General features: G+C 49.3%; 35 protein-coding genes, 1 tRNA gene and 1 pseudogene. 25 read left to right on the forward strand and 12 right to left on the reverse strand.

Annotated elements, in window-relative coordinates:
* Positions 1-53: 53 nt before the first annotated feature.
* From J4613_RS00965 to J4613_RS00975, 3 genes are all read left to right on the forward strand, one after another.
* On the forward strand, positions 54-326 hold the full coding sequence (locus J4613_RS00965) for a hypothetical protein (protein WP_000927827.1): 273 nt from the start codon (positions 54-56) through the stop codon (positions 324-326).
* A 151-nt stretch (positions 327-477) separates the two neighbouring features.
* A complete protein-coding gene (locus J4613_RS00970) occupies positions 478-945 on the forward strand; it encodes an Hsp20 family protein (RefSeq protein ID WP_001218120.1) in 468 nt (155 codons plus the stop codon).
* Positions 946-1,283: 338 nt separating this feature from the next.
* A complete protein-coding gene (locus J4613_RS00975) occupies positions 1,284-2,327 on the forward strand; it encodes an exo-alpha-sialidase (RefSeq protein WP_000761745.1) in 1,044 nt (347 codons plus the stop codon).
* A gap of 81 nt (positions 2,328-2,408) precedes the next feature.
* Here J4613_RS00975 and J4613_RS00980 read toward each other — a convergent pair whose 3' ends face one another.
* On the reverse strand, positions 2,409-2,939 hold the full coding sequence (locus tag J4613_RS00980) for a cytochrome b (RefSeq protein ID WP_000929980.1): 531 nt from the start codon (positions 2,937-2,939) through the stop codon (positions 2,409-2,411).
* A gap of 148 nt (positions 2,940-3,087) precedes the next feature.
* Positions 3,088-3,402 carry a TRL-like family protein gene (locus tag J4613_RS00985; protein WP_000182479.1) on the reverse strand — a complete coding sequence of 105 codons (315 nt, stop codon included), beginning with the start codon at positions 3,400-3,402 and terminating at the stop codon, positions 3,088-3,090.
* A 681-nt stretch (positions 3,403-4,083) separates the two neighbouring features.
* Here J4613_RS00985 and J4613_RS00990 point away from each other — a divergent pair.
* From J4613_RS00990 to J4613_RS01010, 5 genes are read left to right on the forward strand one after another with little or no spacing between them, the layout of a single operon-like run.
* A complete protein-coding gene (locus J4613_RS00990) occupies positions 4,084-5,718 on the forward strand; it encodes an ABC transporter substrate-binding protein (protein WP_080192074.1) in 1,635 nt (544 codons plus the stop codon).
* Entirely contained in the window at positions 5,718-6,692 is a 975-nt protein-coding gene (locus J4613_RS00995) for an ABC transporter permease (RefSeq protein ID WP_111742379.1), read from the forward strand. Before J4613_RS00990 ends, J4613_RS00995 begins: the two co-directional genes overlap by 1 nt.
* Complete coding sequence (locus J4613_RS01000; RefSeq protein ID WP_000966636.1) at positions 6,682-7,494, forward strand: ABC transporter permease; 813 nt, start codon at positions 6,682-6,684, stop codon at positions 7,492-7,494. Before J4613_RS00995 ends, J4613_RS01000 begins: the two co-directional genes overlap by 11 nt.
* Positions 7,488-8,285, forward strand: coding sequence for an ATP-binding cassette domain-containing protein (locus J4613_RS01005; protein WP_000950211.1), 798 nt, complete (start codon positions 7,488-7,490; stop codon positions 8,283-8,285). Before J4613_RS01000 ends, J4613_RS01005 begins: the two co-directional genes overlap by 7 nt.
* Positions 8,279-8,869: an ATP-binding cassette domain-containing protein gene (locus J4613_RS01010; protein WP_001660244.1), complete on the forward strand. Its 591-nt coding sequence runs from the start codon at positions 8,279-8,281 to the stop codon at positions 8,867-8,869. Before J4613_RS01005 ends, J4613_RS01010 begins: the two co-directional genes overlap by 7 nt.
* Positions 8,870-8,950: 81 nt before the next feature.
* Here J4613_RS01010 and J4613_RS01015 read toward each other — a convergent pair whose 3' ends face one another.
* Positions 8,951-10,084 (reverse strand): mechanosensitive ion channel family protein, encoded by a 1,134-nt coding sequence (locus J4613_RS01015; RefSeq protein ID WP_000456065.1) that lies wholly within the window; start codon positions 10,082-10,084, stop codon positions 8,951-8,953.
* Between the two features lie 193 nt (positions 10,085-10,277).
* On the opposite strand from J4613_RS01015, the gene J4613_RS01020 reads away from it, so the two are divergent.
* The 6 genes from J4613_RS01020 to J4613_RS01045 all read left to right on the forward strand — a co-directional run bounded on the left by J4613_RS01020 (position 10,278) and on the right by J4613_RS01045 (position 14,000).
* The gene (locus J4613_RS01020; RefSeq protein ID WP_001183699.1) at positions 10,278-10,604 is read left to right on the forward strand and encodes a four-helix bundle copper-binding protein; all 327 of its coding nucleotides are present in this window, start codon (positions 10,278-10,280) and stop codon (positions 10,602-10,604) included.
* An 8-nt stretch (positions 10,605-10,612) separates the two neighbouring features.
* Positions 10,613-10,689, forward strand: a tRNA-Arg gene (locus J4613_RS01025).
* A 111-nt stretch (positions 10,690-10,800) separates the two neighbouring features.
* Entirely contained in the window at positions 10,801-11,448 is a 648-nt protein-coding gene (gene zinT / locus J4613_RS01030; RefSeq protein WP_001574476.1) for a metal-binding protein ZinT, read from the forward strand.
* 108 nt (positions 11,449-11,556) lie between these two features.
* Complete coding sequence (gene aadA / locus J4613_RS01035; RefSeq protein WP_000175801.1) at positions 11,557-12,345, forward strand: cryptic aminoglycoside nucleotidyltransferase ANT(3'')/ANT(9); 789 nt, start codon at positions 11,557-11,559, stop codon at positions 12,343-12,345.
* A gap of 144 nt (positions 12,346-12,489) precedes the next feature.
* The gene (locus tag J4613_RS01040) at positions 12,490-13,083 is read left to right on the forward strand and encodes a helix-turn-helix transcriptional regulator (RefSeq protein ID WP_072161649.1); all 594 of its coding nucleotides are present in this window, start codon (positions 12,490-12,492) and stop codon (positions 13,081-13,083) included.
* A 68-nt stretch (positions 13,084-13,151) separates the two neighbouring features.
* On the forward strand, positions 13,152-14,000 hold the full coding sequence (locus tag J4613_RS01045; RefSeq protein ID WP_000190263.1) for a MerR family transcriptional regulator: 849 nt from the start codon (positions 13,152-13,154) through the stop codon (positions 13,998-14,000).
* A 253-nt stretch (positions 14,001-14,253) separates the two neighbouring features.
* On the opposite strand, the gene J4613_RS01050 is transcribed toward J4613_RS01045, so the two are convergent.
* Both J4613_RS01050 and J4613_RS22525 read right to left on the reverse strand, forming a co-directional pair.
* Entirely contained in the window at positions 14,254-14,502 is a 249-nt protein-coding gene (locus J4613_RS01050) for a biofilm/acid-resistance regulator YmgB/AriR (protein ID WP_000208086.1), read from the reverse strand.
* Between the two features lie 78 nt (positions 14,503-14,580).
* Positions 14,581-14,735: pseudogene (locus J4613_RS22525) on the reverse strand (hypothetical protein).
* A gap of 82 nt (positions 14,736-14,817) precedes the next feature.
* Between J4613_RS22525 and J4613_RS01055 the strand changes: the two are divergent.
* From J4613_RS01055 to J4613_RS01080, 6 genes are all read left to right on the forward strand, one after another.
* On the forward strand, positions 14,818-15,363 hold the full coding sequence (locus tag J4613_RS01055) for a chorismate mutase (protein WP_053445336.1): 546 nt from the start codon (positions 14,818-14,820) through the stop codon (positions 15,361-15,363).
* A gap of 197 nt (positions 15,364-15,560) precedes the next feature.
* Complete coding sequence (leuE, locus tag J4613_RS01060; protein ID WP_000457190.1) at positions 15,561-16,199, forward strand: leucine efflux protein LeuE; 639 nt, start codon at positions 15,561-15,563, stop codon at positions 16,197-16,199.
* Positions 16,200-16,372: 173 nt separating this feature from the next.
* Positions 16,373-16,735: a DUF1971 domain-containing protein YeaR gene (gene yeaR / locus J4613_RS01065; protein ID WP_001248993.1), complete on the forward strand. Its 363-nt coding sequence runs from the start codon at positions 16,373-16,375 to the stop codon at positions 16,733-16,735.
* Positions 16,736-16,737: 2 nt separating this feature from the next.
* Positions 16,738-16,920 carry a DUF1869 domain-containing protein gene (locus J4613_RS01070; RefSeq protein ID WP_000513733.1) on the forward strand — a complete coding sequence of 61 codons (183 nt, stop codon included), beginning with the start codon at positions 16,738-16,740 and terminating at the stop codon, positions 16,918-16,920.
* A gap of 229 nt (positions 16,921-17,149) precedes the next feature.
* Positions 17,150-17,791 carry a nitric oxide reductase gene (locus tag J4613_RS01075; protein WP_023202056.1) on the forward strand — a complete coding sequence of 214 codons (642 nt, stop codon included), beginning with the start codon at positions 17,150-17,152 and terminating at the stop codon, positions 17,789-17,791.
* A gap of 314 nt (positions 17,792-18,105) precedes the next feature.
* Entirely contained in the window at positions 18,106-18,354 is a 249-nt protein-coding gene (locus tag J4613_RS01080) for a GlsB/YeaQ/YmgE family stress response membrane protein (protein ID WP_000512149.1), read from the forward strand.
* Between the two features lie 138 nt (positions 18,355-18,492).
* On the opposite strand, the gene J4613_RS01085 is transcribed toward J4613_RS01080, so the two are convergent.
* Positions 18,493-18,591 carry a YoaK family small membrane protein gene (locus tag J4613_RS01085; protein ID WP_001589065.1) on the reverse strand — a complete coding sequence of 33 codons (99 nt, stop codon included), beginning with the start codon at positions 18,589-18,591 and terminating at the stop codon, positions 18,493-18,495.
* Between the two features lie 195 nt (positions 18,592-18,786).
* Here J4613_RS01085 and J4613_RS01090 point away from each other — a divergent pair, with 195 nt between their 5' ends.
* Positions 18,787-19,038 carry a DUF333 domain-containing protein gene (locus J4613_RS01090; protein ID WP_000673492.1) on the forward strand — a complete coding sequence of 84 codons (252 nt, stop codon included), beginning with the start codon at positions 18,787-18,789 and terminating at the stop codon, positions 19,036-19,038.
* Positions 19,039-19,106: 68 nt separating this feature from the next.
* The gene (locus J4613_RS01095) at positions 19,107-19,418 is read left to right on the forward strand and encodes a hypothetical protein (protein ID WP_000487135.1); all 312 of its coding nucleotides are present in this window, start codon (positions 19,107-19,109) and stop codon (positions 19,416-19,418) included.
* Here J4613_RS01095 and J4613_RS01100 read toward each other — a convergent pair.
* Together J4613_RS01100 and J4613_RS01105 are read right to left on the reverse strand one after the other, a co-directional pair.
* A complete protein-coding gene (locus J4613_RS01100) occupies positions 19,404-19,751 on the reverse strand; it encodes a DUF488 domain-containing protein (protein WP_039517857.1) in 348 nt (115 codons plus the stop codon). The genes J4613_RS01095 and J4613_RS01100 overlap by 15 nt on opposite strands.
* Positions 19,752-19,869: 118 nt before the next feature.
* On the reverse strand, positions 19,870-21,054 hold the full coding sequence (locus tag J4613_RS01105; protein ID WP_111742378.1) for a CynX/NimT family MFS transporter: 1,185 nt from the start codon (positions 21,052-21,054) through the stop codon (positions 19,870-19,872).
* 100 nt (positions 21,055-21,154) lie between these two features.
* Here J4613_RS01105 and J4613_RS01110 point away from each other — a divergent pair, with 100 nt between their 5' ends.
* A complete protein-coding gene (locus J4613_RS01110) occupies positions 21,155-21,949 on the forward strand; it encodes a helix-turn-helix transcriptional regulator (protein WP_000579798.1) in 795 nt (264 codons plus the stop codon).
* On the opposite strand, the gene J4613_RS01115 is transcribed toward J4613_RS01110, so the two are convergent.
* Positions 21,929-22,375, reverse strand: coding sequence for a DUF441 domain-containing protein (locus tag J4613_RS01115; RefSeq protein ID WP_000460698.1), 447 nt, complete (start codon positions 22,373-22,375; stop codon positions 21,929-21,931). The genes J4613_RS01110 and J4613_RS01115 overlap by 21 nt on opposite strands.
* A 205-nt stretch (positions 22,376-22,580) precedes the next feature.
* Here J4613_RS01115 and yoaI point away from each other — a divergent pair, with 205 nt between their 5' ends.
* Positions 22,581-22,688, forward strand: coding sequence for a small membrane protein YoaI (gene yoaI, locus J4613_RS01120; RefSeq protein ID WP_000272241.1), 108 nt, complete (start codon positions 22,581-22,583; stop codon positions 22,686-22,688).
* Here yoaI and J4613_RS01125 read toward each other — a convergent pair.
* On the reverse strand, positions 22,685-23,203 hold the full coding sequence (locus J4613_RS01125; protein ID WP_023893413.1) for a YbaK/prolyl-tRNA synthetase associated domain-containing protein: 519 nt from the start codon (positions 23,201-23,203) through the stop codon (positions 22,685-22,687). The two genes, yoaI and J4613_RS01125, sit on opposite strands and share 4 nt — an antisense overlap.
* A 49-nt stretch (positions 23,204-23,252) precedes the next feature.
* On the reverse strand, positions 23,253-24,746 hold the full coding sequence (gene dgcJ / locus J4613_RS01130; RefSeq protein ID WP_001048658.1) for a diguanylate cyclase DgcJ: 1,494 nt from the start codon (positions 24,744-24,746) through the stop codon (positions 23,253-23,255).
* Between the two features lie 299 nt (positions 24,747-25,045).
* On the opposite strand from dgcJ, the gene J4613_RS01135 reads away from it, so the two are divergent.
* A complete protein-coding gene (locus J4613_RS01135; RefSeq protein ID WP_000976278.1) occupies positions 25,046-25,264 on the forward strand; it encodes a hypothetical protein in 219 nt (72 codons plus the stop codon).
* Between the two features lie 153 nt (positions 25,265-25,417).
* Here the strand turns inward: J4613_RS01135 and J4613_RS01140 are convergent, their stop codons facing one another.
* Positions 25,418-26,704, reverse strand: coding sequence for a YeaH/YhbH family protein (locus J4613_RS01140; RefSeq protein ID WP_000219717.1), 1,287 nt, complete (start codon positions 26,702-26,704; stop codon positions 25,418-25,420).
* Positions 26,705-26,762: the final 58 nt, after the last annotated feature.

A 26,762-nucleotide genomic window follows, 5' to 3' on the forward strand; every position in this document is an offset into this window, starting at 1 on the left:
AGTCACAAGATGAATAAGCCAGTTTTTTGTTTCAGCGGTGACTGAAACATATTTTGCTCCTGGTGGGCTTACCGCCAGTTGCTGAAAAAGACAACGATGATGTAACTGTTGCAGAGACTGACGAATACGACGACCGTGAATTTTATTTTTGGCGACCATATTTCCTCCCAAAAGGCCGCCCGAAGGCGGCGCTGGGTTTGATAATGGAGAAGGGCGTTGGTCACTGCCATAACCAACCTGTATACATTAATGCAATTGATAATCATTATCAATTGTACTGGTGGAGAAAAATTGTAAAGATGAAGGGACAGCGGAAATGGCAATGAACGGGATGAGACTTTCGTTAACCACTTAAATTCGTGACTAAAAAAAGGCTTTTATAGACTTGAAAATGTTTTTCCCGTCCCTATGTAGTCAGTGGACAAGCAATGCTTGCCTTGATGTTGAACTTTTGAATAGTGATTCAGGAGGTTAATGATGGCACTCAGAACCTTGTCAGCACTTCCCGTGTTTGCTGATTCTCTTTTCTCTGACCGTTTCAACCGTATTGATAGACTTTTCAGTCAATTAACAGGAGATACGCCAGTCACTGCGACGCCAGCTTACGATCTGCAAAAGCGCGATGCGAATAACTATCTGCTTACCGTGAGCGTTCCTGGCTGGAAAGAGGAAGAGCTTGAAATTGAAACGGTTGGCGGCAACCTGAATATTACGGGTAAACACACTGAAGAGACGGTAGAGGATCAGACGCACTGGATTTATCGTGGTATTCGTAAGGCGGATTTCCAGTTGAGTTTTTCTTTGCCTGAACATGCTAAGGTGAATAATGCGAAACTGGAACAGGGCCTCTTGTTGGTCGAGATTTACCAGGAGATCCCTGAAAGCGAGAAACCGAAAAAAATTGCCATAGAAAGCAAACCAAAGGCGATTGAACATAAATCATAAAAGCATTAATGGAGGCCCGTTTAGACGGGCCTTCATTGTCTGTAGCGAAAAGTATCCCGTCATGCTTGTAGGCACAGATCGCTAAATATTATAGCCCTGACCTCTATATTATCCCGTGCCACTGACCTCGTCGCCATTGGACGGCGGTAAGTTGGAATTATCCGCGAGGTCAGTCCAATTTTTGTCCACTCTCGACATTCTGCCTGTTATGGGCGCGATACCTGAACATAAATTCGTATAGCGGTTGATCGTTTTCACCGCGTTGATGCTATTTCTGCTAACACTACTTTCATACGTAAAAAAGCTGATGCTTTTTACCTTATTTAATAGAGGCAGGTATGAAATTAGCGCTCGTCAATCGACAGGTCATTTTACCGGAAAGCGGAACCGAGTCCTTCCAGTGTCATGCCTCTACGCTTGTTCGCCTACCGTGCGGTACGCTCGTGGCCGCATGGTTCGCGGGGTTGCGCGAAGGAAGCGAAGATACAGCCATCTGGCTATCTCGCTATGAACATAATATCTGGACAACACCGCAGCGAGTGGCGGCACGCGAGGGGGAAGCGCACTGGAATCCGGTGTTATTTTACCCGTCGGATAAATTGTGGTTATTTTATAAAGTAGGCAGCGACGTACACGTGTGGAAAACCTGGTTTATCACCTCCAGCGATCGAGGATTTACCTGGAGTACGCCAGCTCCGTTGGTTAACGATGATATTTTGCCGCGCGGTCCCGTAAAAAATAAACTCCTGCTGGCATCAAATGGCGCCTGGATTGCGCCAGGGTCGATTGAAAGTCCTGAACGGTGGAGGGCATTTGTGGATCGATCCTCTGACGAAGGAAAACACTGGAATATCTCTTTTGTTCCGCTGGAGCCTGATAACGCTATTTCCGGGACAAACGTAGCGTTGTGGGATGGTGTAAAAAAGGGGATGTTGTGGGAATGTTGTCTGGAAAACCTCCTGCGCTGGGATGGCGTTATTCAGCCTACGCTGTGGGAGTCTTCTCCGGGGCATATCCATATGTTGTTACGAAGCACACGCGGGGCAATTTTTCGCAGTGATTCAATCGACTATGGCGCTACCTGGTCTGTTGCCCGCGCGACATCTTTACCGAATAATAATAGTGGTATCGATCTGGTTAGTATGCAGGACGGTACGCTGATTCTTGCGTTAAATCCGGTCAACGGCAACTGGGGAAAGCGCTATCCGCTTTCACTGATTACTTCCCAGGATAATGGCGAATCATGGCTACCGCTACTGGACCTGGAAAGTGACCGTGGTGAGTATTCTTATCCTGCTATTATTAGCGAGGGCGGCGTCGTACATATCACCTACACGTGGAACCGGAAAAATATCGTATATTGTCGATTACAAACGGTGTAAGGCGCTATCAGTCGAAACCGATAGCGCTGGAATAATAATGCCTTGCCCGGCGTGCTCTCTCACGCCGGGATGGCCGAATAGTCATGATTTACCGGGTAACATCCTTGAAAATGTATCGTCTTTTTGTATGTAATGGTGAAACAACGCCGCTGCTGCATGCATAGCAATCAGGAAATAGCCGATATTGGCCAGCATTTCATGAATACGCTTTATATCCGATTTTAGGGCGCTATCTGGCGTCAAAAATACCGGTACAGTAAAACCAAAAAAGCTCCAGCTTTTCCCGCCTGATGCCATCATCGCGACGCCCAGCAGCGGTAAGGCGAGAAAAGTGAGATAAAGCGCGATATGCATTAATTTAGCGGCTACGTGCTGCCAGTGAGGAGGGGGAGGCGTAATGACCGGATCCGGGTATTTGTGTTTAAGATATAACCGTAAAAACATCAGCGCCCAGACCAGAACGCCCATATCATAGTGCGTGTCTTTCATAAACAGGTAAACGCTGGAGCCTTTTGGCGCCCACCCCCGTAACTCAATAGCAGCATATGCGATGCCTGTCAGGAGCAGTGTTAACCAGTGAAGCGTTATTTGCAGTCTTGAGAAATGTGCCATTATTATTATCCTTTATTAACAACTGCTTGTAGGGTATGCGTAAAATCTTAACAGAACCTTAAAGCGGGGGCTGAGTCGCAAGGAACAGACAGAGATAGCGGCACGTAAAATGGGATAAAAAGCCGGCGGCATCGCCGGCTTACTGTTGTTATTGTCCTCTTACGACAACACAGGTTTTACCATAAAACGGATATGAGCCTGTAGTTTCATAATCAACACTCGACACTAAAGAAATATCGCCCGCTTTTTTCGCTGAATCAATAGATGCGTCGCCGGTATTTACAATACCCAATACCGTTTGCGCACACGCTTTACCGGTTTTGGTTGCCGGGAGACTCGTGGCAGTAATTGGCCCTTTAACATCCGTATATAAGCCAATCCCTGTCGGTGATGGTCCTGTAGCACACCCCGTTAAAAGAGAACCAATAAAGATAATTGAAAAAATGTGTTTTTTATTTGTCATGGGATTAGTCCATTATAAATTAATAGAAAACTTACCGTCCGAAAATGTCCGGACAGTCATTTAAAAAGTGGTGTATATTAAATATGCGATATTACTCTTTGCACCCTCCTGTTGATGTCGTACCTGATGGACAAATATCCGTTGAAGCCGGATATATTCCCCATGCCGTGTTTTTATAACTTGCGCATCCTGTCAGCAATGAGAACAGTACGGCTAAAAAAATCATCACGAGCCCTGGCGGCGTTAACATTTTTCGGTTGGACTCCATAGCATGTCATTTCATCGGGTTGCCATATGACTGGCGTTCTGCTGGTAAGTTTCATTAACGCCCGGTTCGTTTAATATTGGTTTAGGTTTAAAGCCAGGAAGCGCTAATTACGATACCTTCTTACGTTTCAGTACTGACTAATAACGTTGAGAAAATGAACAGCGTCGGATGGGAAGACGTAATACAGAATAGAAAGGAAATAAGAGAATAAGATGGCGTTAATTAACCCGGTATTCCTGGCGTCATTTCCCTTGCGTTTTATCCCCGTCAAAAGCGGCCTTTAGCCCACGTTGGCGCTCCCGACGTCTGTGCGTATGATGTTTTTAAAAGATCGTCATACTTTCTGTTCTGCGTCAATTTTTTCATTACAAATGCTCGCCATAATGCCGTCCTCAGGAGGTCTCCCGACGTTTATGCTGCGCCGGGAGAAACAAAAACAACGCATAATCTGGGACAAATTGATGATTAAAGGCAAACTGGCGCTCGTGACGTGCGCGCTGACTCTGGTATTCACTTCGTCGCTTTTCGCCGCGTCGGACACGGCAGACGGTCGTACCCTGAAGCTGGCCATTGGCCCTGAGCCAACGGAAGGCTTTGATCCTATGCTGGGCTGGAGCCACGGCAGCTACTTATTGCTTCATGCGCCGTTGCTTAAGCAAAACGCCGACATGAGTTGGGGTAATTTACTGACGGAAAAAGTGGATACCAGCCCCGACGGTAAAATCTGGACGCTAACCTTAAAGCCCGGGCTGAAATTCTCCGATGGCTCGCCATTAACTGCCGAAGATGTCGTTTTTACATACAATAAAGCGGCGAAGAGCGGCGGTAAAATTGACATGGGCAATTTTAGCCATGCGCGAGCGCTGGACGCACGCCGAATTGAGATGACGCTGAGCCATCCGCAGAGCACCTTTGTGAATGTACTCGGGTCGTTAGGGATTGTTCCGGCCAGCCGTTATGATGAAAAAACGTTCGCCCGCGAACCGATAGGCGCCGGTCCGTACCGACTGGTCAGCTTTCAGCCGGGTCAGCAACTGATCGTTGAAGCTAATCCCTGGTATGCGGGTAAAAAGAATGACTTTAACCGGCTGGTTTTTGTCTTTCTGGATGAAGATAATGCTTATGCCGCCGCGCGCAGCGGACAGTTGGGATTGGTGCGCATTGCCCCTTCTATGGCGGTGGCCCCGCAGCAGGATAATCTTAAACTCTGGGTACGCGATAGTGTTGAAAACCGGGGCATTGTCTTCCCGATGGTGCCAGCCGGTAAAAAGGATACTAACGGTTATCCTGTCGGCAACGATGTGACCGCTGATGTCGCTATCAGACGCGCAATTAACTATGCCATTAATCGTAAGCAACTGGCGGAACAGGTGATGGAAGGCCATGCGATACCCGCCTATAGCGCGGTGCAGGGATTGCCGTGGCAAAATCCTTCAGTGGTATTCAGCGATGGCGATATTGCAAAAGCGCGCGCCATCCTGGAAGAGGCTGGCTGGAAGATAAACCGTGCGGGCGTGCGTGAAAAAGCAGGTAAAGAAGCGCGTCTGACCTTATGGTATGCCAGTGGCGACAGCACCCGGCGGGATCTGGCCGAGGCGGTGCGCGCCATGTTGCAGCCTTTAGGCATTGTCGTCTCGTTGCAATCGGGAAGCTGGGAAACCGTAGAGCGCCATATGCACGCTAACCCTACGCTGTTTGGCTGGGGAAGTCTGGACCCGATGGAACTCTTCCATCACTACAGCGGGAAAGCCGCTGGTGTGGAATATTATAACCCGGGCTATTACAGCAACCCTGCGGTAGAAGCACATCTGAAACAGGCTATAGATGCGCCTGACTGGCAAAAGGCGATTCCTTTCTGGCAGCAGGTTGAGTGGGATGGAAAGCAGGGCGCGGGCGTCCAGGGCGATGCGGCATGGGCATGGCTGCTTAATATTCAGCATACCTATCTGGCCAACCCCTGTATTGATCTGGGAAAAGGCGCGCCAGAAATCCACGGTAGCTGGTCGGTGTTAAACAATCTTGATGACTGGACCTGGACCTGTCGGTGATGAAATTGTTCTTCAGTCATTTTTTGCGGCTGATTATTCTGTTGGTGCTGGTGGCTGTCGGCACCTTCATTTTGCTTAGCTTTTCGCCCGTTGATCCTATCCGTGCTTATATTGGCAACGATCTGCTCCATGTTCCGCCAGAACAATATGCGCGGATTGCGGCGCGCTGGGGGCTTGACCAGCCGCTGTGGGAGCGTTTCGGTCACTGGTTTTGGCGTCTGCTCCAGGGCGACATGGGGTATTCCATGCTGTTCAACATGCCTGTCGCCAGCGTGATCCGGGAACGTTTTGCGACGTCATTCGCGCTGCTGGCAGGCGCCTGGCTATTGTCTGGTGTGCTGGGCGTAACATTGGGTTTTCTGGCCGGACGTTTTCTCCACCGTTGGCCGGATAAGATGATTTGCCGTATCAGCTACTTATTGTCATCGTTGCCCACTTTCTGGATAGCAATGCTGTTGCTGGCGCTGTTTGCCGTCCGCTGGCCGGTATTACCTGTTTGTTGCGCCTGGGACCCCGGAAATAATGCAGGAACAGCTCTTTTATCGGAACGTTTACGCCATCTTGTGTTGCCGGTATGTGCGTTAAGTCTGTTGGGCATGGGGCAAATTGCGCTGCATACGCGAGAAAAAATAGCCAGCGTAATGAAGAGCGAATTTATTCGTTTTGCGCGTGCTCAGGGGGATAAAGGATGGTCGCTGTTATGTCACCAGGTGTTACGTCATGCGATTACCCCAGCGCTCTGCTTACAGTTTGCTTCTCTGGGCGAACTGATGGGGGGGGCGTTACTGGCAGAAAAAGTCTTTGCGTATCCGGGGCTGGGACAGGCCACTATCGATGCCGGCCTGCGTGGCGATGTTCCGCTGCTCATGGGGATCGTTTTATTCTGTACGCTATTAGTGTTTGCCGGAAATACGATTTCAGTCTGGCTTGTGGTGGTGCTTAATCGATCGCTGGAGCGTCCCGATGCTCTATAATCCTGCCCCGACGTTGTTTCGTCTGATCCTCTCCGTTACCTGTCTGCTGTTTATTGCCGGATACGGTTATGCCACGTTGAGCCAGCCGCCAGAGGTTAATCTACTTGCCCGGCATCTGTCGCCTGATATCCAGCACTGGTTTGGCACCGATAATCTGGGGCGTGATGTATGGCTTCGTTGCTTTCAGGGGGCCTTCACCAGTTTACAAATTGGCGTTGGCGCCGCGCTGTGCAGCGGCGTTATCGCGCTAGTGATGGCGGCAGCGGCGCGCATTCATCCCCGGCTGGACCTCCTGATGCGGCTGATAACCGATGCTATGCTCGCCATGCCGCATTTACTTTTGCTGATCCTTATCTGTTTTACGCTCGGCGGCGGTAAAAGCGGCGTCATTGCGGCCGTGGCGTTAACGCACTGGCCCCGTCTGGCGCTGATTCTGCGCGCCGACGCGGAGCGGGTAGCGCAGAGTGACTACCTGACATTGACCTATCGTCTGGGGCATGGACACCTTTATTGCTGGCGATATCACTATTTTCCGGCGCTATTGCCGCAATGGTTGACGGGAACGTTATTGATGTTTCCTCATGCGGTATTGCACAGCGCGGCGTTAAGTTTTCTGGGGTTTGGGCTGGCGCCGCATGAGCCTTCGCTGGGGCTGTTGCTGGCAGATGCGTTACGGTTTATTAGCCATGGTAACTGGTGGCTGGTGCTGTTTCCCGGCCTAATGTTATTCACGCTGGTGATGCTCTTCGATCAGTTTGCGCGCGCCATTCAGCGGCTGTGGCTAAGGAGTGACGTATGCTAAGTTTACAACAGGTTACGCTGGAAAGCGCGCGTTATCGCTGGTATGGCACGAGACGCTGGTCGCCGTTATTACAGAATGTCTCTTTTGATATCGCACCCGGCGAAATGGTGGCATTGGTTGGCGGCAGCGGGGAGGGAAAAAGTCTGCTGCTGCAATGCCTGCTCGATCTGCTGCCGGAAAACTTACGCTTTCGGGGGGAGATTACGCTTGATGGCAACCGGCTGGACAGACATACCATCAGGCAGCTTAGGGGCAATACGTTTAGCTACGTGCCGCAGGGGGTACAGGCGCTTAATCCCATGCTGAATATCAGAAAACATTTGAACAGAGCATGTCATCTGACCGGACGCGCCTGGGATGAGACGCAGATGGTACAGCTATTACAGCAAAGCGATCTTGAACCGACAGTCCTGGAACGCTTTCCCCGCCAGCTCTCTGGCGGGATGGCTAAACGAATTCTGGCGTGCCACGCCTCGCTCAGCCAGGCACGTTATATTTTCGCGGATGAGATCACCGCCTGGCTTGATACCGCACTGGCAAACCAGTTGCTTGAGCACTTGCGAGGTCTCTGCGGGCGGGGATGCGGCGTGCTGTGGGTGACTCATGACCTGCTGCTGGCGGCGCGGTATGCCGATCGCATTGTGGCGCTGCATCAGGGTTATATCACGGACAATATCCGCTGCGAGCAGTTACAGCCGGAAAAGATGAGTGAACCGTTAAAACGGCAATGGCAAGCATTGCCTGAACTAAACCCGTTATTTATGCCGACCGGAGAGGGAATAGAATGCTAAGCTGCCGCGACCTCGTTATTCGTCAGGGCGGGAAAGTCTTATGGCAGAACCTGACGTTTACGATTTCTGCCGGTGAACGGGTAGGAATTCATGCGCCAAGCGGAACGGGGAAAACAACGTTGGGGCGCGTCCTGGCCGGATGGCAAAAGCCGACGGCGGGCGACGTTCTGCTGGACGGCAGCCCGTTACCCCTGCATCAGTATTGTCCGGTACAGCTTGTTCCCCAGCATCCTGAACTGACGTTTAATCCCTGGCGAAGCGCCGGAGACGCTGTGCGTGATGCCAGGCAGCCTGACCTGGAAACGATGAGGCGTTTGCATGTGCAGCCCGAGTGGCTGACGCGTCGGCCAATGCAGCTCTCAGGCGGGGAGTTGGCGCGTATTGCGATACTGCGCGCGCTTGACCCACGAACGCGTTTTCTGATTGCCGACGAAATGACGGCGCAACTCGATCCGTCTATTCAAAAAGCGATATGGGGATACGTGCTTGAGGTGTGCCGCAGCCGTTCATTAGGGATGTTGGTGATTAGTCATCAGTCTGCGCTACTTGATCAAGTCTGTACCCGCCATTTACAGGTGGAATAGCCGCAAGTCGTTTCTCCGCATTGCCGTGTCGCCGTTAACGCACCGGGAACCCATGGGTTCCCGTTATTGTCGGCAGAGATTTTATTGCATGACGCGTTTATCTGCGTTTTTTGCATCAGCGGTATTACTGTAGTCCCTGGTCTCTTCAACCTGTACAGGAGCTCTGACGACCAGACTTGGCAGCGCCAGTTCGATATCATTCTCAATGAGTTTTTCAATAATACGGATATTTATCTCTTGCTGAATATCCATGTATTTATTGTAATCCGCGGTATTGACGATATGCACCACCTCATAGGTCAGCCGATCCTGACCAAAGGCCAGTAGATGGGCGCGGTCGAATTGTGTTTCGCCGACATCGGTAATAATCTTTTTCACCATATCGCCGATGAGGCGTAACTTTTCCGGCGGTGTCGCAGTGGCGACGCCAAAAGTAAACACGATACGACGCGTTTGCATTCGCTTATAGTTGTGTATGGTTTGCTGCAACAACTGCGCGTTCGCACAAACGATCTGTTCGCCGCTGAGGCTACGGATGCGAGTGGTTTTCAAACCGATATGTTCAATCGTACCGGCTACATCATTAAAGACGACGAAATCGCCGATCTCGAAGGGCTTATCGAAACCAATCGACAGCGAAGCGAAGACATCGCTCAGAACGGTTTGTACCGCCAGGGCAATAGCAATACCGCCCACGCCGAGGCTGGCTACCAGTGCGGTAATATCCACGCCGACGTTCGCCAGGATGGAGAGCAACATCATAGACCAGACGAGCACGCGCAAAATCATACCAAGAATGACTAACGTCACCGGGTTTTTATTGGAGCCTGGGGCATACAGTAAATGACGCATCCATGACTGTACGCCCTGATCAAGCCAAATCGCCATTTGAATCGCAACCACTAAAAACCAGGCGTGAGAGAGGGTAGAGAATAACCGGTCGGGCAGGGCGACAAAGCGCAGGCTAAAGAGAAATGCGGCAAAAAAGATGAGCATCTTACTGGTCTTTTTCAGCATCTCGAAAACAATAGGCCGCAGCCGCCCATGAGCATCATCCTTTTTATCCGGGCGTTGTAGCGCTTTATAGACCACATTAAGTAGCCAGTTGATGAGCCAGTAAGTAATGAGGGTGACGAAAAAAACGACCGCCAGATTGATCCAGAACGTCGTTGACATCAGCATCGCAACGATATTTAGTCGTGCTAAATACTCCATTTTACCTCCGATGAAAAGCAGATGAACATTACAGTATAGACGTCACATCACGGAGGCCGATTTCCGGCTTTACTATTGCTGTTTTATTCAGCACTTTTGTTCAAAAAGTATGAAAAAGAGGGGTAGCCGTTTGGCTATCCCGGCGTTTCTGTGCAGACTTATCTACTCCTCTTAATAAAATAAGGAGTCATTTATGCAACAAGAACATCGTGAGTGTATTGAGCAGTGTTATGAATGCGCGGCGGCGTGTGATATCTGCGCCTCTTCTTGTCTGCGTGAAGATAACGTCGAAATGATGAAGCACTGCATCCAGTTAGATATGCAATGTGCGGCCATTTGTCGCCTGGCGGCGCAATTTATGGCATTGGAAAGCGAGTACTCACAAAAATTATGCCGGCTGTGCGCGGATATCTGCAAAGCCTGCGCCGAAGAGTGTGCAAGGCACGATCACGACCATTGCCAGAATTGCGCGCGGGCATGCAGCCAATGCGCAGACGCCTGCCTTAAAATGGCCGCGTAATTTTTCTTCCGCCATTAGCTCAACCGGATAGAGCATAGAGCTTCTACCTCTAAGGTTCGGGGTTCAATTCCTCGATGGCGGACCAGTTGATATCAAAAAAGGCCACCTGCGCGGTGGCCGCTGAGTTTCTGTTGAAATAAATGCAATGTTATAATATAACAATCATCTTTCTAAGAAAGATGAGGGTAACGTTTTGGTGATTCATTTAAAAAAACTGACAATGCTTCTGGGAATGCTGTTGGTGAATAGTCCTGCCTTCGCGCATGGTCATCATGCTCATGGCGCGCCGATGACGGAGGTTGAGCAAAAAGCGGCAGCGGGCGTGTTTGATGACGCTAATGTACGCGATCGCGCGCTCACCGACTGGGATGGTATGTGGCAATCCGTCTATCCTTATCTGGTCAGCGGCGAGCTGGACCCTGTCTTCAGGCAAAAGGCGAAGAAAGACCCGGAGAAAACGTTTGAGGATATTAAAGCGTATTATCGCAAAGGATACGTGACGAATGTTGAGACGATCGGCATTGAAAATGGCGTTATAGAATTCCATCGCGACAATAACGTTGCATCCTGTAAATACAATTATGCCGGCTATAAAATTCTGACTTACGCATCGGGTAAAAAAGGGGTGCGCTACCTGTTCGAATGTAAAGATGCGAATAGCAAAGCGCCTAAATATGTTCAGTTTAGCGATCATATCATTGCCCCGCGCAAATCGGCGCACTTCCATATCTTTATGGGAAATACCTCGCAGCAGGCATTGTTGCAAGAGATGGAAAACTGGCCTACCTATTATCCTTATCAGTTAAAGGCGAATGAGGTCGTTGACGAAATGCTACATCATTAAGTCTGATTGCAATGTTAAAAGCTCGCTATGAATAGTGAGCTTTTTTTCTGCCGTTATGCCATATTTCTGGCAACCAATATAAAAAATACCTGCGCCCCCGGAGCGATGATGACGCTGTCCATACCGCCCTCGATTCAATGCCAAACGGAAGCGGCATGTCGCCTGATTACTCGTGTCACAGGCGATACGTTGCGTGCTATTCATTTATATGGTTCCGCTGTCGCGGGCGGTCTGAAGCCAAACAGCGACATTGATCTACTGGTGACAATATGCCAGCCGCTGACGGAGGCCCAACGCGCAACGCTGATGCAGGAATTGCTGGCGCTTTCATCGCCGCCGGGGGCGTCGGCAGAAAAACGCGCTCTGGAGGTCACTGTCGTGCTTTATTCGCAGCTGGTTCCCTGGTGTTTTCCACCTTCCAGGGAAATGCAATTTGGCGAGTGGCTAAGAGAGGACATTTGTCAGGGGATTTATGAACCAGCGCAGCAGGACTGGGACATTGTGTTACTGATAACCCAAATTCTGGAAACCAGTATACCGCTAAAGGGCGAACGCGCGGAACGGCTGTTCACGCCAGCCCCTGTGGCGCAGTTGCTGAAGGCCTTGCGTTATCCCCTCGACCTTTGGCAATCCACGGCAGATGTGCAGGGAGATGAGTATCATATCGTTTTAACCCTGGCGCGTATCTGGTACACCCTTTCTACCGGGAGATTTACCTCTAAGGATGCGGCGGCTGACTGGCTGTTACCTCAGTTGCCAGAAGATTATGCTGCTACGTTGCGTGCGGCGCAGCGTGAATATTTAGGTCTGGAGCAGCAGGACTGGCATATTTTGCTGCCTGCGGTCGTACGCTTTGTGGATTTTGCCAAAGCGCACATCCCCACGCAGTTCACATAAGATGCCCCAGGACGTCTGTCAGGTTGCGCAAACGGCGTTCCTCAACTACTACTTAATAGGTTCTCATCGCTGAAGTAAGCAGATGATCTTATGCGGGCCATCGAATGGATATTCCCACATGGCTCTCGTTTTGTTGAGGTGGATATGACTGGTTCCGCATCATCTGTTTTAAAGACAGATACAAGACTATTGAGCGAAAACCTGTTTCTTAATTATGGTCTGGAGTCCTTATTTAAGGACGTCGCAATAATAGCTGGCAACGTAAATTATATTATTTTTGATATCGACGATTACTACACCGTACAGCAGTATATTACTTCCACATTTAAAACGGTACTCATTGGAATTGTTACCCATAATGAATATAACTTTATTGATGAACATCATGCTATATATCGAATAAAGGTCGATGCCACTATTGCTGAGTGGCGCGAATTACTGATTTTGGCCGCTGCTGGTCAATTTTTTCCCAGGTCAGAGAAAGTCAGATTAACGGCGAATGAAAGAAATGTTTTGGCGATGCTTGTTAAAGGAATGGATATCCGACAAATAAGCTGTGAGCTGAATGTACATTTAAAAACTATTTACTCAGTACGCTACCATGTTCTGACTAAATTAGGTTGTAGAACAGTTCTGGATTATCAAATACTGTCCGTTTCTAAAGCCTTTACGCACTGGCTTACAATAAATAATGTTGATAATGTAATTTCCCGTGTAAATAGTAAGGTCATTGCTTAATAATGATTTGCTTCTGATGGCGTTTAGGTTCACTATGCTTTCTTACATCATCATGAGGCCAGACAGGCATGGCTACTTTTAGTATTAGCGCAATGGCGGCGCAGTGTGGTGTCACAACAGCAAATATCAGGTCCTGGGAACGCTATGGCCTGCTTCAACCTACCAAAGATGAAGCTGGCAATCGCTTTTATTGCATAGAAGATGCTATCAGAATACAGCATATTATCGACGCGTTAAGCAAAGGCTTTTCATTAAAAGAGATTAAACCTGCCCTCTATGGTGAAGAAACGCATTGCCGCTCGGGATGGTTATTCTACCAGGAAGAGATTTTAGCGCAGTGTAGAAAATTCGAACCCGCCAAATTGCGAAAATTACTCTGGCGTTATGGTCGGGAAATTCCGCCGTGTATCGTCATTGAGTCAATACTGCGTCCTTTACGGCTGTGGTTGTCCGCAGGCGATGATGATGCACGCCGATTTGAAAAGGCATTACTGGATACTGCGATTATTGAATACGCCACGTTCCAGCTAAGTAGCGTACGAAAGGCGCCAGCAGGCACAATGCTTATTGCTGCGTTTTCGCTGAACGACCCCATTGAGCTATGGCTGGAAACGATTAAATATTGTAGTGAAGGTATGCGAGTTGAAGTCATCCCCTGGCAGGCGCCGATGCCCGATCTTTTATCAACGTCTTTCGAGCATATTGTTTTGTGGCATGATGAGACATTAACTCCCGCGCAGGAAAATCTTATTCAGGCTTTAAAAGAATCGGGTAAATTTAGTCTTCATGTGAAAAATGGCTCAGGCTTAACATTACTGCCAGCCGTATACCGGCAGCATGAGATGCCCGAAAGCATGCAGCATGTTGCACCGCAAATCCATGCAAACGGCTACGAAAAATCAGGCACCGCACGTTGAGGCATCTGCATTATTAACGAACAGGGGAGGAGTAACCCCTCCCTTGTTTATACCCTTCATACTTCAAGTTGCTTATGTGTTGGCTACGGATTACTCGGCCCATCCATAGGCCTCGCCCTGACGGGCCGTCGCAAGCGACGTTCAAATCTGCTCCCGGCAGATTTGTCGTTCACCCCAGTCACATAGTTATCTATGCTCCTGGGGACTCACTCCCTTGCCGCCTTTAAGCAACTCGAATTATTTTGGGTATATATTAGATGTCGTCAGGTGTCTGAAACAAAACGGCTTCTAAGGCATTACGGTAAATATCAAGCTGCACTACGTCTTTTTCTGTTTCCAGTTTTTCAATAAGTTTGGCGATGATATCCTTATTTGAGACATGCTGCTGCGATTGCAATAGTTCGTAAGTAATTTCCTGAATAGCTCGCTGTTCACATAACATATGTGCAGAAAAAGGATTGCCAGTACTATTTTGTTCGTTGACTAGTGTAATGGTAGTCATATTTCACCATATTCGATGTAAATTGAAGCCGATCTCCCTGAGCGGGGGAGAGAAATTAGTGACCTATTAAAGTTAGACCTATATCATAAAACTGTAATAAAAAATCATAAAAACGTGATATGCATCACATTTGTGTGATTTGTTGTATATTTTATACACTTTAAATGAAGGTGAAGATTCCGCAGAATCAACGGCCTGTTCTTTCTATCACTCCAGTTTAAACGAATAAGCATTAATACCCATCTGTAATAATTACTTAATGTTATCTTAATAAAGGTAAATTACTGTCAAGCCTCCGTAAAAGGAGGTTGATTAATGATTCGTCATATCGCCATTTTTCTTTGTTCTTTATTGATGTGCAGCACCACTTTTGCCGATTCGGTAACGTCGGTATCGCTTGGCGCGCTCTTAACCGCGCTCAATGAACGCATGTTATTAATGAAAGATGTGGCTGCTTATAAAATGAAGCACCATCTGCCGATAGAGGATTTCACGCGTGAAAAAAATGTTTTTGCCGAGGCTGAAGAAGAAGCGAAAAATAACGGTCTGGACCCGCATTCGATAATCCCTTTTATTCGTTCGCTAATGGATGCCAGTAAAGCGATACAGTACCGCTATTTAGCGCAGTGGCGAACCGGCCCAGGACCCTCCTTTCCGATACAAACCTTGTCGGTCACCCGGCAACGTATTCGACAACTTGATAATCAAATGTTGATCATCATCAGCCAGCGCTTGATGGTCGGCGCTTTCAGCCACGAGGATATTGTGTGGCTGAGAGCGAAGTTTAATGCGCCGAATCTGAATGAGAGCGATATCAGTGATGTGTTGGCAGCCCTATCTTTGGTACGACGCGCGCGTTAATTCCCCATGAGGAAACGTGGGCCAATACCTGGTGATTGCCTGCGGGGGGCGCGATACAAGAACGTTTTTGGGTGATGTGGATATAAGCGTGGCGGAATAGCGGCCTGGAGAGACGTGGTTTCGCTTCCCATCTTCCGGTGCATTCGTTAGCATACTGTTTCGCAGCTAAGCGTAAATGTTTTCAGGAAGAGGTTAATGTGTTCGCGGAGTATGGTGTTCTGAATTATTGGACGTACCTGGTTGGGGCGATTTTTATCGTTCTGGTACCGGGGCCGAATACGCTTTTTGTGCTTAAAAACAGCGTGGGACGCGGGGTTAAAGGAGGATATCTTGCCGCATGCGGCGTGTTTATCGGCGATGCGATATTAATGTTTCTGGCGTATGCGGGCGTGGCGACGCTGATCAAAACAACGCCGGTTCTGTTTAACATTGTTCGCTATCTCGGCGCGTTTTATCTGCTCTACCTTGGCGCAAAAATCCTTTACGCCACTCTGACCTCAAAAGGGCGTGCGGCGACGGAAACGGTAGTTCCTTTTGGCGCTATTTTTAAGCGTGCTTTAATTCTTAGCCTGACGAATCCTAAAGCCATACTTTTTTATGTTTCCTTTTTTGTGCAATTTATTGACGTTACTGCGCCGCATACTGGGGTGTCATTTTTTATTTTGGCCACCACCCTTGAAATCGTCAGTTTTTGCTATCTGAGCTTTTTAATTCTTTCTGGCGCTTTTGTAACCCACTATATTGGTACCAAAAAGAAACTGGCAAAAGTGGGCAATTCTTTGATTGGCCTTCTTTTCGTCGGGTTTGCCGCTCGCCTGGCAACGCTCCAGTCTTAACCCTCCCGGACCCGTCGACAACGGCGGGTCATTGCTCTCCTTTCGGTTTTATCGCGTGGAAAACAGCAAAATAGTAACCAATAAATGGTATTTAAAATGCTGTTTTTGGAGCGTAACCTTTTTACGACAGCGATGAGATTATCGTTGAGTAACCTGCGTGAAGAGGGAAGCAAATGCGGCAAATTCCACAAAATCATATCCATACACGTTCCACGCCCTTCTGGAACAAAGAGACGGCGCCTGCCGGAATTTTCGAACGCCACCTTGATAAGGGAACGCGACCCGGCGTTTATCCTCGCCTCTCGGTGATGCAGGGGGCGGTCAAATATCTCGGATACGCTGATGAACATTGCTCTGAGCCGGAAGAGATCATGGTGATCAATGCCGGCGAGTTTGGCGTGTTTCCTCCGGAAAAGTGGCACAATATTGAGGTCATGACGGATGATACCTATTTTAACATCGACTTTTTTGTCGCGCCGGAAGTACTGATGGAAGGGGCGACCTCACGAAAAGTCATTCATGCCGGGAGAGAATAATAATGGGAAAAGCTACTTATACCGTCACGGTCACGAATAATAGCAACGGCGTCTCTGTGGACTATGAAACGGAAGCACCGATGACGTTGCTGGTACCTGAAGTTGCAGCAGAAGTTGTGAAGGATTTGGTCAATACCGTGCGTTCCTACGATACCGAAAACGAACACGACGTTTGCGGTTGGTAAGGATCTTGTAGTATCTATTTGATATAAAGTGATTTTTTAAATCAGAAGCCGCATCGCGCGTCGCCAGCGTGATGCGGTTTTTGCGTATTGAAAAGCGCTGTTTATTTACATCAGACATGGGTTGAAAAGAAACATTAAGAAAACATTAAGAATATCGCATTGTTTGCTAATGAGAGCGTATTCATAAAACTTATGATTGGGTATTAAAAACCAGAAGAGTCTTATAATCATGAAACTCGATACCCGATTAACTTCGTCAGCACTTACTCTTGCGCTTGCCGCTGTGGTCATCCCGTTTACGGCGGACTGGCAATTGCCTTTGCTTAACGGCGTGGTGGTCCGATGGATTGAAAACGGACAAGCGTTATGGTTACTGTTTGGGGCGCTATTTACCGCCTGGTATATACGGCCACTTTCCCGTCCCGAAGGGGCAAAGCAGTTTTGGCTATGGGCTGTTGTCTGGTGGGTGGTGCTGTTGGGTAGAAGCACCAGTTGGGGGCGTGACTATTTCCCTGACGAGCCGCGTATGCTGTTCAGAACGATTTCAGTGATATTAATTGCTGCGTTAGTCTTGCCAGTCCTGTTTTCTGCCGGGCTCCGTAAGGAGATTGTTCGTCGTCTGCGGGACGTTCCTCTGCCATTGTGGCTGTTTGCCGTGACGGCATGTTCATATCTGATTTCCGACACTGTCGAGCATCATCGGTGGTTGTCGCCGATATTCCTGCATAACGCTCGTTACACGGATTTGATTGAAGAGCTTTATGAAGTGCCATTTATGATCGGTTTGTTTATGGTGACCGTGGGTTTTATGCAGCAGGACAAGCAGGATGAATGTACTGCGCTGGAGATGACCCCGTATCACGCAAAATAGCGCGGCTAAAAAAAGACCATGAATTCGACATGGGGTAGATAGCGGTTAGCAAAAAAAGCCCGCACTCGGTGAGGCGGGCAAATAATACTGGAAGCAATGTGAGCAATGTCGTACCGAACAGGTGGGTTATAAACTCAACTACTCGGCGTTGATAAAGATAATCGTTATCATTAATGATTGCAACCCTGATATTTATGCGCTTTTATCCACGGCGCTAAAAGGTGATGGATATCACAAACTTCACTTTCCTGACGATGTGCTATTCTTTTTAACGGCAAATAAACCGCTAACGTTAAGACATAAGTGAGGAAAAAATGGGCATTCTTTCATGGATTATTTTTGGACTTATTGCGGGTATTTTGGCTAAGTGGATCATGCCAGGTAAAGATGGCGGCGGATTCTTTATGACGATCATTCTGGGGATCGTTGGTGCGGTAGTCGGAGGATGGATCAGTACGTTCTTTGGCTTTGGCAAAGTGGATGGTTTCAACTTCGGCAGCTTTGCAGTCGCGGTGATCGGCGCGATTGTCGTGCTGTTAATCTACAGAAAAATCAAAAGCTAAACGCAGAACTTTCAGAGATAATAAAGGCTACGACAGGTAGCCTTTATTATTCAAAATGAATTTACCACCAGCCCAGTTCGGTACCCGCCACCGCAATTAGCGCGATGCCCATCAACACCATCGTTGTTTTCCTCATGGTTATGCTCCCGGCGCGGCGTAACCGCCAATAAAAAACCATGCCAAAAATAATATTGCCGTAATGAAAATGACGACAGGGAAGAGGATACCCACTCTCATGCTATTACCTTCACTGTTCAGGGGGCGCCAGAATAGCAGGGTTTTCTCAGCGACAAAAGGTCGGTTGCTTTGTGACAGGGCGTGGCTATTACTGACTTAACCCGGGATAAACACCCGCTAAAGCGCTGACAGAAAGTATGGAAATAGCGTACCCGCCAGGTTATCCTGGACAAAATATCGCTTTAAGGAGTCGTTATGAAATTTACGTGGATTGCGTTGCCAGGCGTATTGCTGCTGAGCGCTTGTTCATCGTCGCAACCCAACGCCCCCAGGCCGCCGCGCATTGGGATGCCTAATCCGGCAGCCGTCTATTGTGAGCAACAAGGCGGTACGCTGATGCCGGTGCAGACCCCACAAGGCGTGCGTTCCGATTGCAAATTGCCCAATGGCGAAATCATTGATGAGTGGACATTATGGCGCAGAGAGCACCCTGATACGAAAAAGTGACAACCTGCGGTCCGACGGGATATGATTAAGAACAATCTGATAATGAGTTTCATGCGGCGCAAGAAAATATGTTTCAGTTAAAGCCGGGCGCGTTGGCAATAGTTATTGGCGCTAAGACAACCGCCGGACGGCGGAATATTGGTAAGTCGGTTGAGCTATTTTGCCTGTGCCAACCCGGAGATGAATTCATTAACCCGGTAAATGGACACGTCACCTTACTGCCGAAAGAAGCGCCTCGGGCGCTGTGGCTGGTCACGGGCGATGTAGCCTCCGCCGATGGCCAGCACGGTTTTGCCTGGGTGCGGGCAGAACATTTGATGCCGTTGTCCCCGGACAGACAACCAGGCCAGGCGGCGGCACGACAATCACAGCTCTCGTAGCCACTCTGCCAGCACAATGGCATGGTTCTGGCGAGTATCTTTAGCGGCGTATAGCAACGTTAGCGGCTGGTGTCGGGCAATATCCGCCAGCCGTTTGCCTTCGTGATGCTGTTGCGCAAGTTCTGCCCGGTATTGCTGCGCGAAGTGGTTAAAATCAATCAGTTCGCTATGAAAGGCTTTGCGCAATTCGGTGGAGGGCGTAATGGCCTTATTCCATTCATCATAGACCAGCGCTGCTTTTTTAATGCCGCGTGGCCATAGCCTGTCAACCAATACCCGATAACCATCGTCTTTTTCCGCCGGGAAATAGACGCGCTTACACTGGATTCGCATTTTTCCCTCCTGTGATGGTGTCGCTTACGGTACTTTTGTCGGATAGCGGTAATGATTTTAATGGATCAGGCCTGATAAACGAAGCGTCATCAGGCATTCAAGTGGGTATCAGGTTTATTTATGACGCTATCTCTCGATCGCGTCCGGCGTAGAGGCCGAAAATCGCCATGATGATAGCCAGAACCGTTACGCCCGATAGCGGCAGATACCAGCTACCGCTGGCATCATGAAGTTTTCCCATGACGGGCGGCCCACATGCCGCCAGTAAATACCCGACCGACTGCGCCATGCCGGAAAGCGCCGCCGCCTGATGCGCCGAACTGGCGCGCAGGCCGATAAACGTCAGGCCGAGGATCATCGTCGCGCCTGAACCGAAGCCGAACAGTAGCGCCCAGATGATCGCCTGGCCCGGCACAAACCAAAGCCCCGCCGCGCCCAGTGCGCACAATAGTGAGACCAGCGCGGCAATCCAGCGTTGATCGTTAAAGCGATGCAAAATAAGCGGAATGGCTAACCCAGGCGCCGCGGTCGCCAGTTGCAGCAGGCCATGTAGCGATCCTGCCTGTGCTTCGCTGTAACCGTGGCTGATGAGTATTGTTGGTAACCAGCCGATAATCACATAATAAATCAGTGAGTTAAGTCCCAGAAACAACGTAACTTGCCAGGCTAAAGGCGAACGCCAGATACCGCGTTCATGGAATGCCCGGGAGCTACTCAGGTTAGCTGAGCGGGTAGTGCGCCACTGCGGCAACCAGATAAGAAACGCCAACAGCGGAAACAGCATCAGCATTAACAGCGCGCCGCGCCAGCCAAAACCGTGCAACGCCAGCGGAACCACCAGCGCAGACCCCAACGCGGCGGCGGCGCCCATCGTCAATGAGTACGCGCCCGTCAGCCTGGCGACATGTTGTGAAAAATCGCGCTTAATCAATCCTGGTAGCAGCACATTACCCAGCGCGATCCCGCACCCAATAATGGCAGTTCCGGCAAATAACAATGCAGCGGAGGGCAGGGAGCGGAGGGCAATACCCGCGCAAATCAGCAGCATTGCGGCAAACAGACTACGTTCCATCCCGAACCGGCGCGCAATACCGGCCGCCAGTGGTGAAACCAGTGCAAACGCCAGAAGCGGCAAGGTTGTTAGCAGGCCCGTCTGGGCGGTGGAAAGACCGTAATCCGAACGGATTGTCTCCAGCAACGGCGCAGCGCCGGTAAATGTTACGCGCAGCGTAGTGGCTATCATCAAAATACCGGCAATCAGTAAAGCGCCCTGTTTGCCGCGTGGTGAAAGGGCTGTCGTCATCGTTTTCTCATCTCGTCAGGCGAGGCGATACCTTAACAGTTTTTACTGTTTGGATGAATCAAGCTAAAATGACAATTTATCGCTAAAATCGGACAATATAATGATTGGCCTGAGACTGGACGGTTACGATCCCGACCTTCACCACGATGCTGCTGTGGCCTTTTGTATTCGCGCCAGGGATGATGAACTGTTTAGCCCTCGCCATCAGCATCGCAAGGGACAGTTGATTCTCGCTCTGCACGGCGCGATCACCTGTGAGGTGGAAAATGCGATGTGGATGGTTCCGCCCCAGTATGCCGTCTGGCTCCCCGGCTCGCTGCCGCACAGTAATCATGTGACCGCAGGGGCGGAGCTGTGCTTTTTATTTATTGAACCTGCGGCGGTCGTCATGCCGGAGCGTTGCTGCACGCTGAAAATTTCGCCGTTATGCCGGGAGTTGATTTTGTCGCTGGCGCGCAGAACCGATTCCGAAAGAGCGCAAATGCCAACGCAGCGCCTTATTCAGGTGTTGTTTGATGAACTGCCGCAGCAGCCGCAGGAACAATTGCAATTACCGGTATCGGGGCATCCGAAAATCCGCCAAATGGTTGAGACAATGGCGCAGGAGCCCGCGCGATGGAATACATTAGGGCAGTGGGCCAGCGTATTCGCGATGAGCGAGCGTAACCTTGCCCGGCTGGTCGTCAAAGAGACGGGACTAAGCTTTCGTCGCTGGCGTCATCAGTTGCAATTAATCCTGGCGCTACAAGCGCTGATCGCGGGACGTAATGTACAGCAGACGGCGCAAATGCTGGGTTATGATTCCACCACGGCATTCATTACCATGTTTAAAAAAGGCCTGGGGCAGACGCCAGGCCAGTATCTGACGGGCGAGTTACTGCTTCCCCACAATTAAAGAGACCAGCCCCGCCGCAATCAGTGGGCCGACCGGCACGCCGCGAAACAGCGCGACGCCAAGTACCGTACCGACCAGCAGCCCGGCGACGAGCTGCGGTTGGTTTCCCATCAGCGTAATGCCGCGACCGCCCAGCCAGGAGACGAAAACGCCGACGGCAATCGCGACCAGCGATTTCCAGTTCACAAAAGAGTGGATCAATGTGGAGGGCGGTAGGGTTCCGCTGGCGATGGGAGCCATTACGCCGATGGTCAGAATGATAATCCCGACGGTGAGTCCCTGTTTTTCAATCCAGGGAAAAAAGGTATTCAACGGGGTTACGCGGACAATAATCAGCACCAGAATTGAGACGGCGACAGTGGTGTTGTGGCTGATAAATCCCAGAGCTGCCAGTCCGAGCAGGATCAGCAGAGTGACATCAAACATTATGGTTTCCTTGCCAAAAAGTAAGCCTGACTACTTTACGCCCAAACGGCAAAGCGCACAGGCCTTTTTAACGATTGATGCGGATTTCAGGCAACTGCCTGAAAGACAATCTCTACGTGAAAAACGGCGTTGTCATTAAATTGCCATCAACGCCGCGTATTGCTAACAGGTGAACCGTCATTGTTGTCTTCCTGAGGATACAATTATGTACGATCCACCGTTTCTTGAAGCGCTGATGATTACGGCGTCGTTTTTCGCCATTTTTATCATTATCGTTGTGTCGGTATTGCTCCTTGAAGGGGGAGGGGACTAAGCCGTTGGCGATGACTGAAAGCGGCGGAAGACTGCCAGTTCTGGTCGGGCGATGCGCAGATAGTCCTGTGTATTCATAATGACTGATTTTTCCAGCAGGCCGGCATTAAAGGCAATTTCATCGAAACGCTCAAACAGGAGCGGATCGGCGACCAGTTTCAGATTAGGGTGAAAACTGAAAGGCGGGATCGCGCCAAAAACGCAGCCGGTCAGCATATCGACTTCCGCCGGGCTGGCAAGGGAAGCGCGTAAGCCGCCCAGATGTGAAGCAAGCTGAGAGAGGTCGGCTTGCTGATCGGCCGCCAGAATAGCAAGAACGTGCTGGTTGACGCCGTTGCCTTTGACTTTACAGACCAGCGCTTTTGCGCCCTGGCCCAGCGCAGTACCGCGTATTTCAGATACCGCTTCGCATTTTCCTACTGCTTCATGGCTCACCACACGATAGCGCGCGTTCTCCTGGGTTAATAAAGCCACTAAACGTTGGTGTGTAGCGACACCCTTCGCGACTTCAGTCATTTCGGCCATTTCTCACTCCTGGTGCAATATGAACATTTACTGCGAAGCACTATGATGAACGATGTTGTTTTTGTTGTTTGTTCAGATAGAGCTGCGCATCGGAAGCCTGGTAGGCATCATTAATCGTATCATTGGGCTGCATATTATAAATCCCGGCAGAAAAATGGACTGTCTTATCCGGTGCGATAATTTGCAGGTTACGAATAATACGCTCCGGCAGATGGATAGCCAAATCCGCCGCGTAATCAACAAGAATAATACAGAACTCATCGCCGCCGAGGCGAATGGCGTAATCGCTTTTACGAATCGATGTTTTAATCGCTTTCGCCAACAGGGTTATAATTCGGTCGCCTTCCTGGTGCCCCTGGGTATCGTTGATCAGTTTTAACCTATCGCAATCAATAGCGACAAATGTCACCGGCGTCCCGGTATTGACCAGGCGTTGCAGTCGCTGTTCCAGCACCGGTGTTAATATTTTACGGTTGTAAAGCCCGGTCATGGCATCGCTAATATTTTCGCGTGTGACGTTGCGATAAAGCCGAAAGTGCATCCGTACCATATTAAGCAGGAGCGCCGTTGCCAGTAAGTAAAAGGCCAGCGCTTTCCAGGACGAGACAAGGAAATAGGTTAAATCAAGGGACAACGAAACGCGCAGCCCACCAGGGATATCATGGCTATAATTCACATATTGAAACAGATTATTTTTGCTTTGATTAATAATAATTTCTTTTCCGGAGTCCATATCCTTTAGTGTTACGTTAAGATAACGCCAAACCAGCGGACGGTCCTGGGTATAAAAAATATTTTTTAAATTATCCTGGTTAACATCCACCATCACGATACCTTTTAACGTTCCCGCCAGATAGACTGGCGTTAAAAAGCTCATGACGTTTTCCTGGGTAATATCATCCATGTAAATACTTGAAATAACCGTACGGCCGGTAAAAAGTTTATCTATATCTTTTCTGTTAATACCCATTGTGCCTTTTTGTAAAAAAGTCCAACGATGCATGGCGAAGCGCCGTGAGTTGATTAAATCATAGAAATAGACATAATGTTTATTTAAATCAACGTAATAACGGAATTTAAGCTCCAGTGTGCCCAGCCCGTGACTGTGGTCGTCCTGCGAACGGTTGATGCTTACCGCCTGATCAAATGCAGGCAGTAAAAGGGCGTCATCAAGATTATCGGTACACTGTGTAGCGGCGGTTTGCAGGGTACCATGTAGCGCCGGATAATTATGCCGGGTCAGGTTGACACCGTGCGTACCGTTAATAGCCTCAAAGGCGTCGCAAAACGCGCGGCGTTTTTCTGCGGTGACGGGGTCTCCCGGCGCTTCAAAAGTTCGCATCAAATGTGCGGCGATGCTCTGATTCTGGTACTTATCGTACAAAAACGACGAATCGGCTCTCTCCATGATATAACGCATATAGGCATTCATTGCCCTGTCGCTGGCAATAAGTTCGTAAATCAGGAAGGACGATGTCAAAACGATGACGCTTGCCGAGATAAAGTGCCTGAGCGCTTTATGATGCAAATTCATGATGAACTACAGCCCTGAAAGTCGGATGCGTTAGTTTACCATAGCGATGAGAATTCCTCTAATAGACTGTTTAAAAATAAAACGTGTTGATGTTATGGAATAAAAATCATTCTCGGTTTAATTACGGCAATAATTCGATGTGTTGATATTTTCAATGGTTATTAATGGTAGCGAAAGTAAATTTTCAGGTAACGATGTTACGTTATTTCTTTTAAAAATAGGAAAACCATTATTATTACCGTGAAAGGAGCGTCGAGCGGTAAGGATAATTTAGTTATTCTCTTATTCCTGTAGGGGGAATGATGAAAAAGTTGAAAGAAATGGCTGCTATCTCGCTTTTTACATTATTGGCGGCGGGTTTTTCCGCATCGGTTATGGCAGACGACCAGGCGCCTGAAAGAGTTCCAGCAGCTGAAGTTAAGCCCGTTGGTGAACATGTACACTGGTGTACTCTCTTTGATCCAGATGGTATGGAGTTGCCGCCGTTGCCAGGCATGGAATGGCCGTGGTGTTTGTAATATTAACGCAAAGGCATAGCGCTAACGAATCAATTTGTAACATAGGCCAGAACAGCTTTATTCATGCTATACGCGAATAATGATATCAGTCGCGAAGGGTGAATGTTAAGTTGCTAATAAACCTGCCCGTAATAACAACGGGCAGGTTTAGGGTTATGCACTTTGATTGGCGCTCTGTTTCTGAAACAATTCGCGGAATACCGGATAAATATCCTCCTGATCGCGAATATGCTGCATGGCGAAGTTATCGAACGTCGCCTGCAGATGTTCATACTCGCGCCATAAGGTCTGGTGGGCGCGGCGGGTAATCTCGATATAGCTGTAATAGCGCACTACCGGCAGCAGCTTTTTCGCCAGAATCTCATGGCACAGCGGTGAGTCGTCGGCCCAGTTATCACCGTCTGACGCTTGCGCCGCATAGATGTTCCACTGACCGGGGTCGTAGCGCTCTTTAACTACTTCGTCCATGAGTTTAAGCGCGCTGGAGACAATCGTCCCGCCGGTCTCTTGCGAATAAAAGAACTCATGTTCATCCACTTCCTTCGCCTGGGTATGGTGGCGGATATAAACCACTTCGACGTTCTTATACGTTCGGCTCAAAAACAGATAAAGCAGAATGTAAAAACGCTTGGCCATATCTTTGGTTGCCTGGTCCATCGAACCCGAGACGTCCATCAGACAGAACATCACCGCCTGGCTGGAGGGCTCAGGTCGTTTTTCATAATTTTTATAGCGTAAATCAAAAGTGTCGATAAACGGCACCCGCTCGATTTTAGCCCGTAGTTCGGCAATCTCCCGACGTAACCGCTCCTCTTCAAGCAGTTGCGCTGGTTCGCTTTTGCTGATGGTCTCCAGTTCCGTTTCCAGCGCGTGCAGTTCGCGGCGTTTTCCTGCCGTCATTGCTGTACGGCGCGCCAGAGAGTTTTGTAGCGAACGTACCACGCTGATATTGGCCGGCACGCCGTTTGAGGTGAAACCGGCGCGGTGAGTTTTATACTCGTTAAGCTGGCGATGCTGGTTTTTTTTCAGATTAGGCAGCGCTAAATCTTCAAAGAGCAGATCCAGATACTCATCTTTTGAAATCTGAAAAACAAACTCATCCTGGCCTTCGCCGTCCTGGCTGGCCTGACCTTGACCGCTACCGGAACCGCCGCCGCCACCGCCTTGCGGACGCTCAATGCGATCATTCTGGATAAAGTGATCGTTACCCGGATGGACGCGATGGCGCAGACCGCCGCGCCCCTGATGAAACATCGGTTCGCTAATATCATCGGTTGGAATAGAGACGGACTCTCCGCTGTCGACATCGGTCACAGAGCGTTTATTAATCGCTTCGGAAATCGACTGCTTAATTTGTGCTTTATAACGACGCAAAAAGCGCTGGCGATTCACCGTGCTTTTATTTTTGCCGTTAAGACGTCGGTCTATGAACCAGGTCATATGCCCCCCGTACTGCCAACTGAGCGCCTGTTCTGTCAGTGCCGGATAGCGCTAACGC

The sequence above is a fragment of the Salmonella sp. 32020114201800008SM genome, assembly GCF_017572025.1.
Classification (GTDB): Bacteria; Pseudomonadota; Gammaproteobacteria; order Enterobacterales; family Enterobacteriaceae; genus Salmonella; species Salmonella enterica.